12 protein-coding genes and 1 tRNA gene are annotated in these 13,355 nt (G+C 66.2%); 2 read left to right on the forward strand and 11 right to left on the reverse strand.

From position 1 onward, the window contains the following. Positions 1-501: 501 nt before the first annotated feature. Positions 502-574 (reverse strand) — tRNA-His (locus HH308_RS00005). A 114-nt stretch (positions 575-688) separates the two neighbouring features. Further along, a complete protein-coding gene (orn, locus tag HH308_RS00010) occupies positions 689-1,288 on the reverse strand; it encodes an oligoribonuclease (protein WP_170192126.1) in 600 nt (199 codons plus the stop codon). An 89-nt stretch (positions 1,289-1,377) separates the two neighbouring features. On the opposite strand from orn, the gene HH308_RS00015 reads away from it, so the two are divergent. Both HH308_RS00015 and HH308_RS00020 read left to right on the forward strand, forming a co-directional pair. Continuing rightward, positions 1,378-3,573: a DUF222 domain-containing protein gene (locus HH308_RS00015; RefSeq protein WP_170192127.1), complete on the forward strand. Its 2,196-nt coding sequence runs from the start codon at positions 1,378-1,380 to the stop codon at positions 3,571-3,573. A gap of 100 nt (positions 3,574-3,673) precedes the next feature. Then, positions 3,674-5,251 carry a helicase HerA-like domain-containing protein gene (locus HH308_RS00020; protein WP_211188008.1) on the forward strand — a complete coding sequence of 526 codons (1,578 nt, stop codon included), beginning with the start codon at positions 3,674-3,676 and terminating at the stop codon, positions 5,249-5,251. 34 nt (positions 5,252-5,285) lie between these two features. On the opposite strand, the gene cmrA is transcribed toward HH308_RS00020, so the two are convergent. From cmrA to HH308_RS00065, 9 genes are all read right to left on the reverse strand, one after another. Beyond that, complete coding sequence (cmrA, locus tag HH308_RS00025; RefSeq protein WP_170192129.1) at positions 5,286-6,089, reverse strand: mycolate reductase; 804 nt, start codon at positions 6,087-6,089, stop codon at positions 5,286-5,288. 120 nt (positions 6,090-6,209) lie between these two features. Continuing rightward, positions 6,210-8,267 (reverse strand): NADPH-dependent 2,4-dienoyl-CoA reductase, encoded by a 2,058-nt coding sequence (locus HH308_RS00030; protein WP_170192130.1) that lies wholly within the window; start codon positions 8,265-8,267, stop codon positions 6,210-6,212. A 54-nt stretch (positions 8,268-8,321) separates the two neighbouring features. Next, a complete protein-coding gene (locus HH308_RS00035; RefSeq protein WP_170192131.1) occupies positions 8,322-8,858 on the reverse strand; it encodes a PadR family transcriptional regulator in 537 nt (178 codons plus the stop codon). A 357-nt stretch (positions 8,859-9,215) separates the two neighbouring features. Beyond that, entirely contained in the window at positions 9,216-9,674 is a 459-nt protein-coding gene (locus HH308_RS00040) for a hypothetical protein (RefSeq protein ID WP_170192132.1), read from the reverse strand. A gap of 39 nt (positions 9,675-9,713) precedes the next feature. After that, the gene (locus HH308_RS00045) at positions 9,714-10,163 is read right to left on the reverse strand and encodes an RrF2 family transcriptional regulator (protein ID WP_170192133.1); all 450 of its coding nucleotides are present in this window, start codon (positions 10,161-10,163) and stop codon (positions 9,714-9,716) included. A 60-nt stretch (positions 10,164-10,223) separates the two neighbouring features. After that, positions 10,224-10,619, reverse strand: a complete 396-nt coding sequence (locus HH308_RS00050) for a type II toxin-antitoxin system VapC family toxin (RefSeq protein ID WP_170192134.1) — start codon at positions 10,617-10,619, stop codon at positions 10,224-10,226. Between the two features lie 101 nt (positions 10,620-10,720). Next, positions 10,721-11,137, reverse strand: a complete 417-nt coding sequence (locus HH308_RS00055; RefSeq protein WP_170192135.1) for a molybdenum cofactor biosynthesis protein MoaE — start codon at positions 11,135-11,137, stop codon at positions 10,721-10,723. Continuing rightward, complete coding sequence (gene moaCB / locus HH308_RS00060; protein WP_170192136.1) at positions 11,137-12,159, reverse strand: bifunctional molybdenum cofactor biosynthesis protein MoaC/MoaB; 1,023 nt, start codon at positions 12,157-12,159, stop codon at positions 11,137-11,139. The genes HH308_RS00055 and moaCB overlap by 1 nt, the downstream gene beginning before the upstream one ends. Next, positions 12,141-13,319, reverse strand: coding sequence for a molybdopterin molybdotransferase MoeA (locus HH308_RS00065; RefSeq protein ID WP_170192137.1), 1,179 nt, complete (start codon positions 13,317-13,319; stop codon positions 12,141-12,143). The genes moaCB and HH308_RS00065 overlap by 19 nt, the downstream gene beginning before the upstream one ends. Positions 13,320-13,355 lie beyond the last annotated feature (36 nt).

A 13,355-nucleotide genomic window follows, 5' to 3' on the forward strand; every position in this document is an offset into this window, starting at 1 on the left:
CTAGATTAGAGCGACGAGCTCGTCACGAGTCGCGCCGCGATCAGATCAGACGTAAGGTTCTTTGGGCCGAGTGATTGTGCAAGTCTGCGATTACAGCTGTGCCCAGGTATCCGATGGAGAGTCCGACACTCTCCGGAGCCAGACTCGCGGGTACGGCAAAGAATGAAGCATGCCGTATGCAGTCGAAGCGACGGCAGTTCCGCCCATATTGCGGTATTTGGAGCGGTAGTCGTCTAAGCGCAAGATCTGGCGACCTTCTACATCGCGACACCGGCGAGTTCCTTAGCGATCAACCACTCAGCAAAGAACTCGGGTGGTGATCCGTCTGGGTCTCCGTGACCCCGGAGGTCTTCTGCGGTGATGACACCGTCGTCGCGTGGTTGACAAGTGAGCCACGAGTCGGTGTCCCACTCGCGGTTGATCCGGCAGCCGAAGCCGACGGCAAGCCCACGAGTAAACGCCTGACCCGCGCATTGCAGGTCAGGCGCTACTTCATATCGGGGTGGATGACGGGACTCGAACCCGCGACAGCCAGGATCACAACCTGGTGCTCTACCAACTGAACTACATCCACCATGGCGTCGTTCGGGAGACTTCCCGGCGAGCCAGGAACATACTCTAGCGGGTTTGCCCGCTAGAACGCCAATCGGTTTCCTACCTGCGTGTTCACCGTCGATCTACCGCGAGTTCACGCAGGTCCGAGCCGCTCGACGATCGCCGCGATGGCATCGGTGTCAGGGCCAGGAGCGTCGATGAACACAGCCTCGCGGTAGTAGCGCAGTTCGCGGATCGACTCGCGGATGTCGGCGAGCGCACGATGCGAAAGCCCCTTCTGCGGCTGGCCGTAGTAGATCCGCGGGAACCAGCGTCGGCACAGTTCCTTGATCGAACTCACGTCGACCATTCGATAGTGCAGATAGGCGTCCAGTTCCGGCATGTCGCGCGCGATGAAGGAGCGGTCGGTGGCGATTGAGTTGCCCGCCAAGGGAACTGAGCCAGCAGTCGGCACATGCTTGCGGATGTAGGCGAGCACTTCTGCCTGTGCCTGCTCGATCGTTACCGACGACGCACGCACCTCCTCGGTCAACCCCGACGTCGCGTGCATCGTTTGCACCACCTCGGGCATGTTGGCTAGCGCTTCGTCCGAAGCCCCGATGACGATGTCGACGCCGTCGCCGAGGATGTTGAGGTCGCTGTCGGTCACCAGCGCGGCGATCTCGATCAGCTTGTCGTTGACCGTGTCGAGGCCGGTCATTTCGCAGTCGATCCATACCAATTTGTCCTGCACGGCCTCAACAGTAGGCCATCGGAGCGGAGTTTCCGGTGTCGATACTCGGTGCGCGAGAGTTTGTCAGTGGTCGAATGTATGTTCGTGTCATGGAGAATGCAGAGGGCACGGCGACCGTGGCGGGCGGGTACCGCTGGCTGCTGTCGACGCCGTCTGCGTGGCCCGACGCCGAACCTTCGGCACTCGGGTTGACCGAGCCGGAATCGTCGGACATCGGTGATCTGCTGGCCGGCGCCCTGCATGACTGGCGCGGCGAGGGATTCCTGGTCTATCACCGCTACCAGCTGCTCGCGGCGATGCACCGCGAGCGAGTTCGTCCCTTCGAACAGCGCGCCCTGCGCGACTACGACCACGCAAGTCACAAGGCTGCGCGCACGGCCTTCTTGGACTGCGCGAGCCAGATCGGCATGGTGTTGGGAATCAGCCGGGGCAGAGCCGAGGGCATGCTGCAGGAGGCCACCGATCTGCTCACGCGATTGCCCCAGGTCGCAGAACGGTTACGCGATGGGGTAATCAGCGAGGACCTCGCCCGCAAAATCATCGAGCGGACCGATCTCATCATCGACGACGATGACGACGATGACGACGATGACGACGGTGCGGACGAGCGGCATGAGTCGTCAGTCCTGGGGGAGGTGGATGCCGCGATCGCCGCGGAACTCGACCGCGGGGCGGGCGCCTGGTCGCTGCATCTGGTCCGTGATCTCGCCGACCGGATCGTGTTCCGCAGTGCGCCCGATGCGGTCCGTGCCCGTCGTGAGGCCGCGAAGAGTGAACGCCGAGTGTGGACGGCGAACACGGGCGACGACATGGGCCTGATCGCCGCGACGATGTCCGGTGAACGGATCCGGCTGTCGATGGAGTCGGTGCGGGCGTTGGCTAACGCGGTGTGCCCCAATGATCCGCGGACCACCGCGCAGCGCAACTCGGACGCGGTGTTCGCCCTGCTGAATCAGCTGTCCTTCGAATGCTCGTGCGATGACCCGCAGTCGTGCTCGGCGACCGTCGTGAACACGGCTGACGCGCCAGGCAGCGCGGTGGTGCCGGTGAAGACGAAAACGGTCGTACACGTGGTAGCCGACAAGGCCACCGTGGATGGTCGAGAGTCGAACCCGGGATTCATGGACGGGCACGGGGTGATTTCCGGCGACTATGTTCGTGACTTGCTCGACGACCCGACAACGCTAGTTCGCCCGCTGGGACCCGACGACGAGCTCGCGGTGTTTCTCGACGCCCTCAACAACGACGACACCCTCAGCAACGACGATGTCGCGGGCGACGTCGGTGAGGCCGACGATGCGGCAACGGGGGTCTACGAGGGAAGCACCGGCGACGTCGAGTCCCCGCGCAGCGGTGAGGCTTCCGCCCGAGCGGGTGACGGCACCGGCACCCGTGAACACGAGGCTGACTCCGATTCCCCCTCGCACACCACTACGCGCCCGCAGCGGATGGCTCAGCCGACCCGCAGCGAACACTCCGGATCGTCAGAGCCCGAACCCGAGCCGGAGCCGGTCGAGTTCGAGGTCACCGAGCCCGAGCCGACCGAAACCGTACCCACCGAACCGGAGCCGACCGAACCCGAGGCCACCGAACCCGAGGTCACCGAACAGGAGCCGGTCGAGTCCGAGGCCACTGAACCCGAACCCACCGAACCCGAGCCCACCGAACCCGAACCCACCGCTACCGGCGGCGAGATCGTGTTGCCGGCGACGCAGCCGCACAATCCGTATCGGCCGTCGACCGCGCTGGACACGTTCATCCGCATCCGCGACGGCTACACGTTGATCCCTGGTAACGCTCACTCGGCGTTCCACTGCGACCTGGACCATTGGACCGAATACCGCCATCACGATCCCACCGCGGGCGGACAGACCGAGCCGGGCAACCTCGGAGCTAAGGACCGCTTCGGGCACAACCGAAAGACCCACGGCGACTGGGTGGACGATCTGATCGTCGACCCGGACGGCAGGGCGTGCCCGATCTTCATCACACCCGACGCGATCGTGATCGAAGGCCGGGCAGGACCCGGGATCGATCTCTTCCCCGGGCTCGCCCGCTATCGGTTCACTCAGCCTGCCGCATCAGACAGGCGAAAACCCGGCCAGCCCCGCCCATCGTGCGACCCGCCCCGAGCCCGCACGGCAGACAAGCACGCCCAACGCCTGGCCGAGCGGGAACGCATACGCGCCGCCAGAAAGGAAGGCACGTGCGTCGAACCGCCCGCGGTGCGCAAACTCATCGCCGCTACACTCGCCGACATCGCACTCGGCGACCCGCCCTTCTGAGCGCCTGGCGCGTGCGACGTAACGCCGATCGCTATTGTTCTGTGCTGTATGCACGTGCCGCTGTATGCACTCGCCACACCCGCGAGGACGAACCTTCCCGATGAGAGGACGCGCTGTGACCGACGCCGCAACGCCTGCCCAGAAGATCGCCGCCGGATACGACTTCACCGGCGCAGCACTCGAACTCGGCACCGTCTCCGTCGACGGCACCGTCGATTCCGCGGCAAAGGTGCGCATCCCGCTGTCGATGATGAACCGGCACGGACTCGTCGCAGGCGCGACCGGTACCGGCAAGACGAAAACCCTGCAGCTGATCGCAGAGCAGTTGTCGGCCAACGGTGTTCCCGTGATCATGGCCGACATCAAAGGCGACCTGTCGGGCTTGAGCGTCGCGGGGACGTCGAATGACCGCATCGTCGAACGTGCCGGCCAGACCGCCGACGACTGGCAGGCCAGCGCGTACCCGACGGAGTTCGTATCGTTGGGGGACAAGGGAATCGGTGTCCCGATCCGCGCGACGATCACCTCGTTCGGCCCGGTCCTGCTATCGAAGGTGTTGGGCCTCAACGACACTCAGGAGTCGACGCTCGGGCTGATCTTCCACTGGGCCGATCAGCGGGGCCTGGCGCTCCTCGATCTCAAGGATCTCCGGCAGGTCATCGCCTACCTGACCAGCGACGAGGGTAAACCCGATCTCAAGGGAATCGGTGGCGTCTCGGCCGCGACGGCCGGCGTCATCCTGCGCGCGCTGTCCAACCTCGAGGCCGACGGCGGCGACACATTCTTCGGCGAACCCGAGATCGATCCGGCCGATCTGCTCCGCGTCGGCGCCGACGGCCGGGGCATCATCACGCTGTTCGAATTGGGCGATCAGGCCGCCCGACCAGCACTGTTCTCGACATTCCTGATGTGGATCCTGGCGGACCTGTTCGAGTACCTGCCCGAGGTCGGCGACCTGGACAAACCCAAGGTCGTATTCATCTTCGACGAGTCGCACCTGCTGTTCAACGACGCGTCCAAGGCGTTCAAAGAGCAGGTGGTGCAAACCGTCAAGTTGATCCGGTCCAAGGGCGTCGGCGTGTTCTTCTGCTCGCAGCTGCCCACCGACATCCCCAACGAGGTTCTGTCGCAGCTCGGCGCACGTATCCAGCACGCGATCCGCGCTTTCACCCCCGACGACCAGAAGGCACTCACGCAGACCGTCAAGACCTACCCCGTCTCCGACGTCTACAAGCTCGACGCCGTGCTCACCTCCCTGGGCACGGGCGAAGCCGTCGTCACCGTACTGTCCGAGCGCGGCGCGCCGACACCGGTCGCCTGGACGGTCATGCGCGCTCCCCGCTCGGCGATGGCCGCGGTCGGCGCCGACGGCATCAAGGCCGCAGCCGGCGCGAGCCCGCTGTACTCCAAGTACGGCACCGCCATCGATCGCGAGTCGGCCTACGAGATCCTGACCGCGAAAGTCGCGCCACCGGTACCCGCACCGACCGGCGGCGGCGTCGGTGCGCATGGGCAGGCGCATACCGAAGAGTCGCCCAAACCGGCCAAGCAAGAGCCGAGCATGATCACCGAGGTACTCAACAGCCCGGCGATGAAAAGCTTCCTGCGGTCGGCCGCGTCGGCAGCCGGCCGCGAGATCAGCCGCTCGATCTTCGGCACCGCCAAGCGCCGACGCTAGGACCAGGCCAGGACCTGTAGGGAGGATTGCCGCTCTATTCGGCCATCTTGCCGTAGAACGCCCCGACGATCGGCGCCACGATCTTGCGGGGCGAATACCCGCCGGCCACCGACATCGCCTTCGACAACATGCCGGGCACCACACGCATCTTGTTGCGGCCCAACGCATCCAAGCTCATCTCGGCGACCTTGTCGGACGAGTGCCAGAGGAAGTCGGGGACGGCTGCGTCGACGTTGCTGGCCTCCCCGGCGCTCGGTGTCTCGGTCCGGACGGGGCCGGGCGCGAGCAGCGTGACGTGCACGCCGTGGTCGGCGACCTCGCCGCGCAGCGATTCGCTGAAGGTGTTCACAAACGCTTTCGACGCCGCGTACGTTGCGTTGTTCGGGATCGGCATGTTTCCGGCCGCCGACCCGACCATCAGAATCCCGCCCGAATGCCGTTCGACCATGTGCGGCAGGACGGCGAGCGTCAGATCGTGCACCGCGTTGACGTTGAGCCGCGTCTGCGCCCGTTCGTAGTCGGGGTCGAGTTCATGCAGCGCGCCGAAGGTTGCGATGCCCGCGTTGTTGCAGAGAATCGAGATGTCCCGACCGGCGAGTTCGGCCGCGAGAATTTCAACCGACGTCGGATCGGACAGGTCGATGGCCCGCACCTCGACGGTCACGTCATGCTCGGTACGCAGTTCCTCGGCGAGTTCTTCGAGGATCTCGCCGCGTCGCGCGACGATGATCAGCGAGTATCCCCGCGACGCCAGAACTCGCGCCAACGCCATGCCGATGCCCGACGACGCGCCGGTGACTACTGCTCGACCGTCTTCCGACGGGGTGGGAACTGGCATGAAGCTACTCCTTGCGAGGGCCGGTGCGCTGAGAAGGTCCCCCGCGCGGCTCGACGCACGCACGGGGGACCGTTCAGAGAGGGTCGCGGTGCAGTCTAGTCACTCACCGCCCGATCACTGTCAATCGATGCTTGCGGCCACCTCGGTGCCCTGCCGGATGGCGCGCTTGGCGTCGAGTTCGGCCGCCAGGTCGGCGCCGCCGATGACGTGCGTGGTCACCCCGGCGACGGTCAGCGGGTCGACGAGCTCACGCACCGACTCCTGCCCGGCGCAGATGATCACGTTGTCGACTTCGAGGACGCGAGACGGAGTTTCCGGATCTGCGAACGACAGGTGCAGACCAGCGTCGTCGATCTTGTCGTAGTTCGCGCCCGAAATCTGTTCCACTCCTTTCATCTTCACCGTGGCGCGGTGTACCCAGCCGCTGGTCTTGCCCAGGCCCTTGCCCTGGCTCCCGGGCTTGCGCTGCACCATGTAGACGGTGCGGACCGCGGGCAGTGGGCGTGGTTTGGTGACGAAGCCGGGCTTCGACAGATCCTCACTGACGCCCCATTCCTGTTCCCATTCCTTGAGATTCAGGGTCGGGGACTCGTCGACGGTGAGGAACTCGGTCACGTCGAAGCCGATTCCGCCCGCGCCGATGACGGCGACGCGCTTGCCGATCTCGCGATGTCCGAGCACGGCGTCGGCGTAGGACATCACCATCGGGTGGTCGATGCCGTCGATGTCGGGGATCCGCGGCACCACGCCGGTCGCGACGATCACGTCGTCGAACGTGCCGGCGTCGGTGCCGGAGATCAGTTCGTCGGCGCTCACGCGTTTACCCAAATGCACTGTGACGTTGTTGATTTCGAGCTGACGCGTGTAATAGCGGATGGTCTCGTTGAACTCTTCTTTGCCGGGGATCTTCGCGGCGATCGAGAACTGCCCGCCGATCGAGTCGCCGCCCTCGAACAGTTCGACGCGGTGCCCCCGCTGCGCCGCCGAGACCGCCGCGGACAGTCCCGCGGGTCCGGCGCCGATGACGGCGATGTGCTTCGCGCGTCGCGTGGCACCGAGGGTGAGCACGGTTTCGCGGCCGGCCCGCGGGTTCAGCAGGCAGGAGACCTTCTTGCCGACGAAGGCGTGATCGAGGCAGGCCTGGTTGCAGCCGATGCAGGTGTTGATCTCGTCGCCGCGCCCGGTCATCGCCTTGTTGGCGAAGTCGGGGTCGGCGAGTAGCGGCCGGGCCATGGACACGGCGTCGACGCGGCCGCGTTCGAGGATCTCCTCGGCCACTTCAGGGGTGTTGATGCGGTTGGACGCGATGAGGGGGATCGACACCTCGTCGCGCAGCCGCTCGGTGAACTTCACGAACGCCGCACGCGGCACCGACGTCACGATGGTCGGGATGCCCGCCTCATGCCAGCCGATGTCGGTGTTGATCGCGTCGACGCCGTGTTCTTGGGCTTTGCGGGCCATCAGTGCGATCTCGTCCCAGGTCTGGCCGTTACGGACGAAGTCGGCGATCGACTGGCGCAGGATGATCGGGAAGTCGCGCGGCACCTGCTTGCGCACTTCCTTGATGATCTCGACGAGGAAGCGCTGGCGGTTCTCGGTGGAGCCGCCCCACTTGTCGGTGCGATCGTTGGTGTGCGGGCACAGGAACTGGTTGATCAGGTAGCCCTCGCCGCCCATCAGCTCTACGGCGTCGTAACCGGCCCGACGGGCGAGCGTCGCGCCCTGACCGAACGAGCGGATGACGTGCCAGATCATCTGTTCGTTCATCTTGAAGTGCTTGAACGGGTGGATCGGCGACGGCTCGGACCCCGCCGCGACCTTCAACGGGGTGTAGCCGTAGCGACCGGCGTGGATCAGCTGGATCGCGATCTTGCCGTTCTCCTTGTGCACCGCTTTGGTCAGCTGGCTGTGGCGCACCACGTCGACCGTATTGGTCAACTTGCCGGCGAACGGCAGCAGCAGGCCGGTCCGGCTCGGGGCGAATCCGCCGGTGATGATCAGTCCTACGCCCCCGCGAGCGCGTTCGGCGTAGTAGGCGGCGAGTTTGTCGGTATCCCAGATCCGGTCCTCGAGCCCGGTGTGCATCGAGCCCATCACGATGCGGTTGCGCAGGGTGGTGCCGCCGATCTGCAGCGGCTCGAACAACCGCGGGTAGTGGGGGTTGGGTGCTGTCGTCATTGCGACTCCTCTTGGTGGGCCGCCGGGGGCTGTCCGGCGATTCGGATGGGATGGCTATGGCTTGGTCAGCGAGTCGATCACTTCATCGCACCAGTCGATGAACGCCTCTTCGCCGCGAATTCCGCCGCGCAGCACCAGGTATTGGTACAGCCTGCGGCCCGACAATCCATCCGGATCGGGATAGTCGTCCTTCTGAAACCGCTGATACAGGTCGAGGCGCGCGGCATGCAGGTCACGCTGCCTGCGCATCTCGGTGATCATGTCGTTGAGGTCGCCGTGCTCGGTGGCACGGAGTTTGACGCCGAGTTCGTCGCGCAGATGGGTGATGGGCGTGGGGGTGGACACCCATTCGCGCAGAGCCGCGCGCCCGGCGTCGGAGAGTGAATAGACCTTCTTGTCCGGCCTGCCCTCCTGTGCGACGGGCTCGAAACTCACCAACCCGTCGGTGTGGAGCTTCTTGAGTGTGCGATAGATCTGCTGGTGCGTCGCCGACCAGAAATAGCCGATGGAGCGTTCGAATTGGCGCCCGAGCTCGTATCCGGTGCCGGGTCGCTCGGCGAGCGACACCATGATCGCGTGTTCGAGAGCCATGTCACCACGGTAGCAGTGCAACAACGCACTATGCAACGATGTGCATAGTCTGCGGGCGAGATACCCAGACATGACGAAACCCCGCCCAGACCTGAAGTCCGAACGGGGTTCCTTCGAGTGAGACCGTGTCGGTCTCGGTGGATCAGCGCTCTTCCCAGACCCACTGACGACGGCGGCGGTCCCACACGCGCCGACGCTCGCGGCGACGGCGACGGGGCTCCGGACCGGGGCGGTAAGGCTGAGGCATATTTCAATCTCCTATGTTGGGGATTCTGCTGTGCGGCAACGTTTGCCGAACACAACTGAGGCTAGGTGACCGAATTTGGGATGGGCTGCGGTGAAGCTGTCAACGGCCTGTCAGCCGTGCATCAGCAATCCGACGGTTCCGACGATCAGTGCGATCACCTTCAACACCTCGAACCCGACGTAGTAGAAGTGCGCGTGACTGCGACTGTCCTGAGCCTGGGTCCCGTCACCGGCGAGGACCTCGTTCGAGCGCTTGGTGAGTCCCGGCCGCACCGCGACGAGTTGGATGATCAGTGCGAGGATGGCGATGCCCGACGCGACCCACACCGCGAGGGGAGTGTGGTTCGACATCGATCCATCGAGCGCCAGTGCCACCACGAGTACGACCGCAAGCGCCGCCTCGATCGAGTTCAGTGCACGAAAGACCTTGCGGCCGATGGCAAGTCCGATGGGCAGGGTCACCCCGGGAGCGGTGAATTTCAGTGGCGCTTCGAGGAATGAGATCGCGACGACCATGCCGAGCCAGATCAGTGTGACGGCGGTGGCGAGGGCCGCGCCCAGGGTACTCATGACGGTTGTGCCTTTCTCTGGTGTTCTCGGAGATCTCGATCACCGAACAGCCGGCGTGGTTTCGCCGCGTCGACGCGGGAGGAGCAGTGCGACGGTTCGCGGGGTGACGAGGTCGTTGACGGTGTGCCGGTCGAGATCGTCGTAGAACGCCGACTGCGCTTGTGCGAGAGCGCTTTTCAGTATGCACGAGGCGCGCAGCGGGCAGGGCTGCGGATGGTCGCAGTCGACGACGGGTGCGGTGCCCTCGAGTTCGCGGGCCAGCCATCCGACCCGTACGGTGCGGCCCAGCGCGGTGATCGCCAGGCCGCCGGTCCGGCCGCGTCGGGCGTGTACTACGCCCAATTCGGCGAGTCGCGCGACGACTTTCGCGACATGCGAATAGGGAACCGCGAGCTGCTCGGAGATCGTGCGCGACGTCACCGGCTCATCGTCTGCGGCCAGACGCATGACGATGCGCAGGCCGACGTCGGTGAACCGGGTGAGTTCCATGCGGCCAGTCAACCATAAGTTGCATCTGAGATGAAAGATTAAGGCGCTGCGCCGTGTTGGTCAGTACGCAGCCACCAAGACGTCCGTGTGCGTGAAGTCATCTCCCACGAACAGCAACGGTTCATCCTTGTCGACCGCCAACGCGTATGAAAAGCAATCGCCGAAGTCAAGCGCGGCCCGATGGCCGGATCCTTTGCCGAAGAGTTGATAGGCCCGTCGGGCAATCGCGGCTTGTTCTGCTGTGACCGGCTCGATCTGGATTCGCGCTGCCTTGATCAGCGTCTCGACGTGCCGTGACACCGTCGGATTCGGGTGCCGGTCGGCGACGAGAAAGGTCTCCACGTGAGTGGGCGCCGACATCAGCAAGATCGCCCCCGATCGGAGTACATCGGCGATGGCGGGCGCTGCCGGCTCGTTTCGCGCGATCGCGATCAACGCCGACGCGTCGACGATCACGCCGGAAGGCCGTTCTCGTCATACAGGTCGTCGACGCTGGGGACGTCGGGGGGATCTGCGAGCGACCAGGCGCGCTGGTAGAAAGCAGACGCTGCGCGCCCTCAGCAACCCGGTGCCTGCCATCCCGCCGCGCCGTCGGCGTAGGTCTCGAACTTCCAGATCGGCACCTGCCGCTTGATCTCGTCGATCACGGTGGCGCACACCGTGAAAGCGTCGGCGCGATGCGGTGATGCCACCGCGACCACGACGGCGAGGTCGCCGACGCCGAGCTGCCCGACCCGATGCTGCGCGGCCACCCGCACGTCCTCGCGTCGATGCCGCGCGCACACCTGTTCCAGGAACTCGGCGGCTCGCGGGTGCGCCTCATACCGCAGCGCGGTCACACCGCGGCCGTCGTGATGATCACGCACGACGCCGGTGAAAGTCACCACGGCGCCGTCGGCGTCGGTGCGCACCGCGTCCTCACACGCGCGCGGGTCGAGCGGCTCGTCGACGACGCCGGGCAGCGTCGACGACATCAGTGTCCGCCCCCGTCGGCGAGGTGAAACAGATGCGAGATGAGCGGATCGAGTACCGCGATGCCGTCTTTCACACCGCCCTTCGACCCGGGCAGGTTCACGACCAGGGTGCGTCCGGCGAACCCGGCCAGCCCGCGACTCAACGACGAATACGGCGTCGACGCCCGCCCGGTCTCCCGCATGGCTTCGGCGATGCCGGGCAACTCGGTGGTCAGATGCGGGGCGGTCGCCTCCGGCGTGTGATCGTCGGAGGTGGGACCGGTGCCGCCGGTGGTGATCAGGAGTGCGGGATGGCGGGCCAGCGCGTCGCGCACCCCCGCGGCGATGTCGGCGTCGGCGCAGATGATCGGCTCCTCGACGTCGAATCCCTTGCCGGACAACCAGTCCCGAAGGACCGGTCCGGTGGCGTCGGACCGCTCGCCGGTAGCGATACGAGTCGATGAGACGAGCACCAGTGCCCGACGTCCCGGATGGATGTCGACGGTGCCGGGTGCGACGCCGGACGCGGTGTCGACGCTCGACTCCTCGCGGCGCCACTCGCCGCGCCGTCCACCGTCTTTCGCCCATAGCGCGACGTCGGTCATCGACGCCGCCGGGTCGACGGCCTTGACCATGTCGTGCAGCGTCAGTCCGGCGACGCTGACCGCCGTCAGTGCCTCCATCTCGACGCCGGTGCGCCCGGTCGTCGACGCCGTCGCGGTCACGACGACCGTGTCGGCGGTCAGTTCGAAGTTCACGTCGACGGCGTTCAACGGCAGTTGATGGCACAGCGGAATCAGGTCGGAGGTCCGTTTGGCGCCCATGATTCCGGCGATCCGCGCGACGGCGAGCACGTCGCCCTTCGCGTGAGCGCCGCTGCTGATCAACGAGATCACGTGCGGCGTCGTGCGGAACACTCCGCGCGCTGTCGCGGTTCGGTCGGTGACCTCCTTGGCCGACACGTCCACCATGTGCGCGCTGCCGTCTGCGGCGACGTGGCTCAGCGTCGTCGACGCAGCCGGGTCTACGGGGTCAGCGGCCACGTGGGCACCTCCTGGCCTGCGGCGAGATGCACTGCCGCAGAATCGATTTCGATGAGAACGTTGGCATTGGCGGCGGTCGCGACAAGGTGACTGCCCGGGCCGCCGACCACCTCGACGACCCCGTCGGCACGCAGGAATCCACGCAGAAACTGGGTGCGCCCGGCGATCGAGGTCACCGCACTCGCCAGCGGCGCCGACGTCGGGTCGATCGGCGCGAGTCCGCCCGCGGCCCGTAAACCGTTGCGCACCAACACTTCGAAGGACACCATCACGCTCACCGGGTTGCCCGGCAGGCTGACGACGGGCACACCGCGCCACACCGTGAAGCCCTGCGGTCCGCCGGGTTGCATCGCTATCGGGCCGAACCATCCGGCGTCGGACAGCAGGTCGCGCACCGGTTCCCGCTCGCCCATCGACACCCCGCCGGAGGTCAGGACGATGTCGGCGTGTTCGACGGCGGCGTCCAGCGTCGCCGCGAAGTCGCCGCCGTCGCCGCTGCTGCCGGAGAAGGTCACTTCGGCGCCGTGTGCCGCGCACAAGGTCGCAAGGATGATCGAATTCGATTCGTACACTTGGCCGTACGCCAGCGGCGCGCCGGGTGGGACCAGTTCTGACCCGGTGGAGACGACGGCCACGCGGGGGCGTCGGAACACCTCGACGGTGCCGGTGCCGGTGGCGGCTAGCGCAGCCAGATGGCGTGGAGTCAGCACCGTCGCGCCGGCGACGACGAGTGCCCCGGCCGCGACGTCGGCGGCCCGGCGTCGAACAAACGCCCCGACGTCGGGTTGGACCTGTAACCGCACGTGGCCGTCGCGCTCGACCGACTGCTCCACGGGCACCACGGCATCGGCGCCGGCGGGCACCGGGGCCCCCGTCATGATCGCGGCGGCGGATCCGGATGGCAGGGGAGTGGGATCGGTGTCGCCGGCGAAGATCCGGGTGGCCACTGGAAGCGGGACGTCGACCTCGACGTCGGCCGCGCGGACCGCGAAGCCGTCCATCGCCGAGTTGTCGAAGGCGGGCATCGGCGCACTTGCCAGGACGTCGCTGGTCAGCACCCTGCGATGGGCCTCGGTGAGCGGAACGGTCTCGGTGCCGACGAGCTCGGCGAAGGCATGGGTGATCGCCCTGCGATGGTCGGAGACGGGCCTGCGGGTCACCGCCACGAGTCTAGGGCACCCGCGTTGCGGGTAGCG

It is taken from the genome of Gordonia asplenii (genome assembly GCF_012933505.1).
Taxonomy (GTDB): domain Bacteria; phylum Actinomycetota; class Actinomycetes; order Mycobacteriales; family Mycobacteriaceae; genus Gordonia; species Gordonia asplenii.

What these genes read in the sequence shown, in the direction of transcription:
- HH308_RS00020 (WP_211188008.1), top strand. Translation starts at nt 3,674, where the DNA reads ATGAGAGGACGCGCTGTGACCGACGCCGCAACGCCTGCCCAGAAGATC.
- HH308_RS00040 (WP_170192132.1), bottom strand. Translation starts at nt 9,674, where the DNA reads ATGAGTACCCTGGGCGCGGCCCTCGCCACCGCCGTCACACTGATCTGG.
- HH308_RS00015 (WP_170192127.1), top strand. Translation starts at nt 1,378, where the DNA reads ATGGAGAATGCAGAGGGCACGGCGACCGTGGCGGGCGGGTACCGCTGG.
- cmrA (WP_170192129.1), bottom strand. Translation starts at nt 6,089, where the DNA reads ATGCCAGTTCCCACCCCGTCGGAAGACGGTCGAGCAGTAGTCACCGGC.
- HH308_RS00045 (WP_170192133.1), bottom strand. Translation starts at nt 10,163, where the DNA reads ATGGAACTCACCCGGTTCACCGACGTCGGCCTGCGCATCGTCATGCGT.
- HH308_RS00030 (WP_170192130.1), bottom strand. Translation starts at nt 8,267, where the DNA reads ATGACGACAGCACCCAACCCCCACTACCCGCGGTTGTTCGAGCCGCTG.
- HH308_RS00035 (WP_170192131.1), bottom strand. Translation starts at nt 8,858, where the DNA reads ATGGCTCTCGAACACGCGATCATGGTGTCGCTCGCCGAGCGACCCGGC.
- HH308_RS00055 (WP_170192135.1), bottom strand. Translation starts at nt 11,137, where the DNA reads ATGTCGTCGACGCTGCCCGGCGTCGTCGACGAGCCGCTCGACCCGCGC.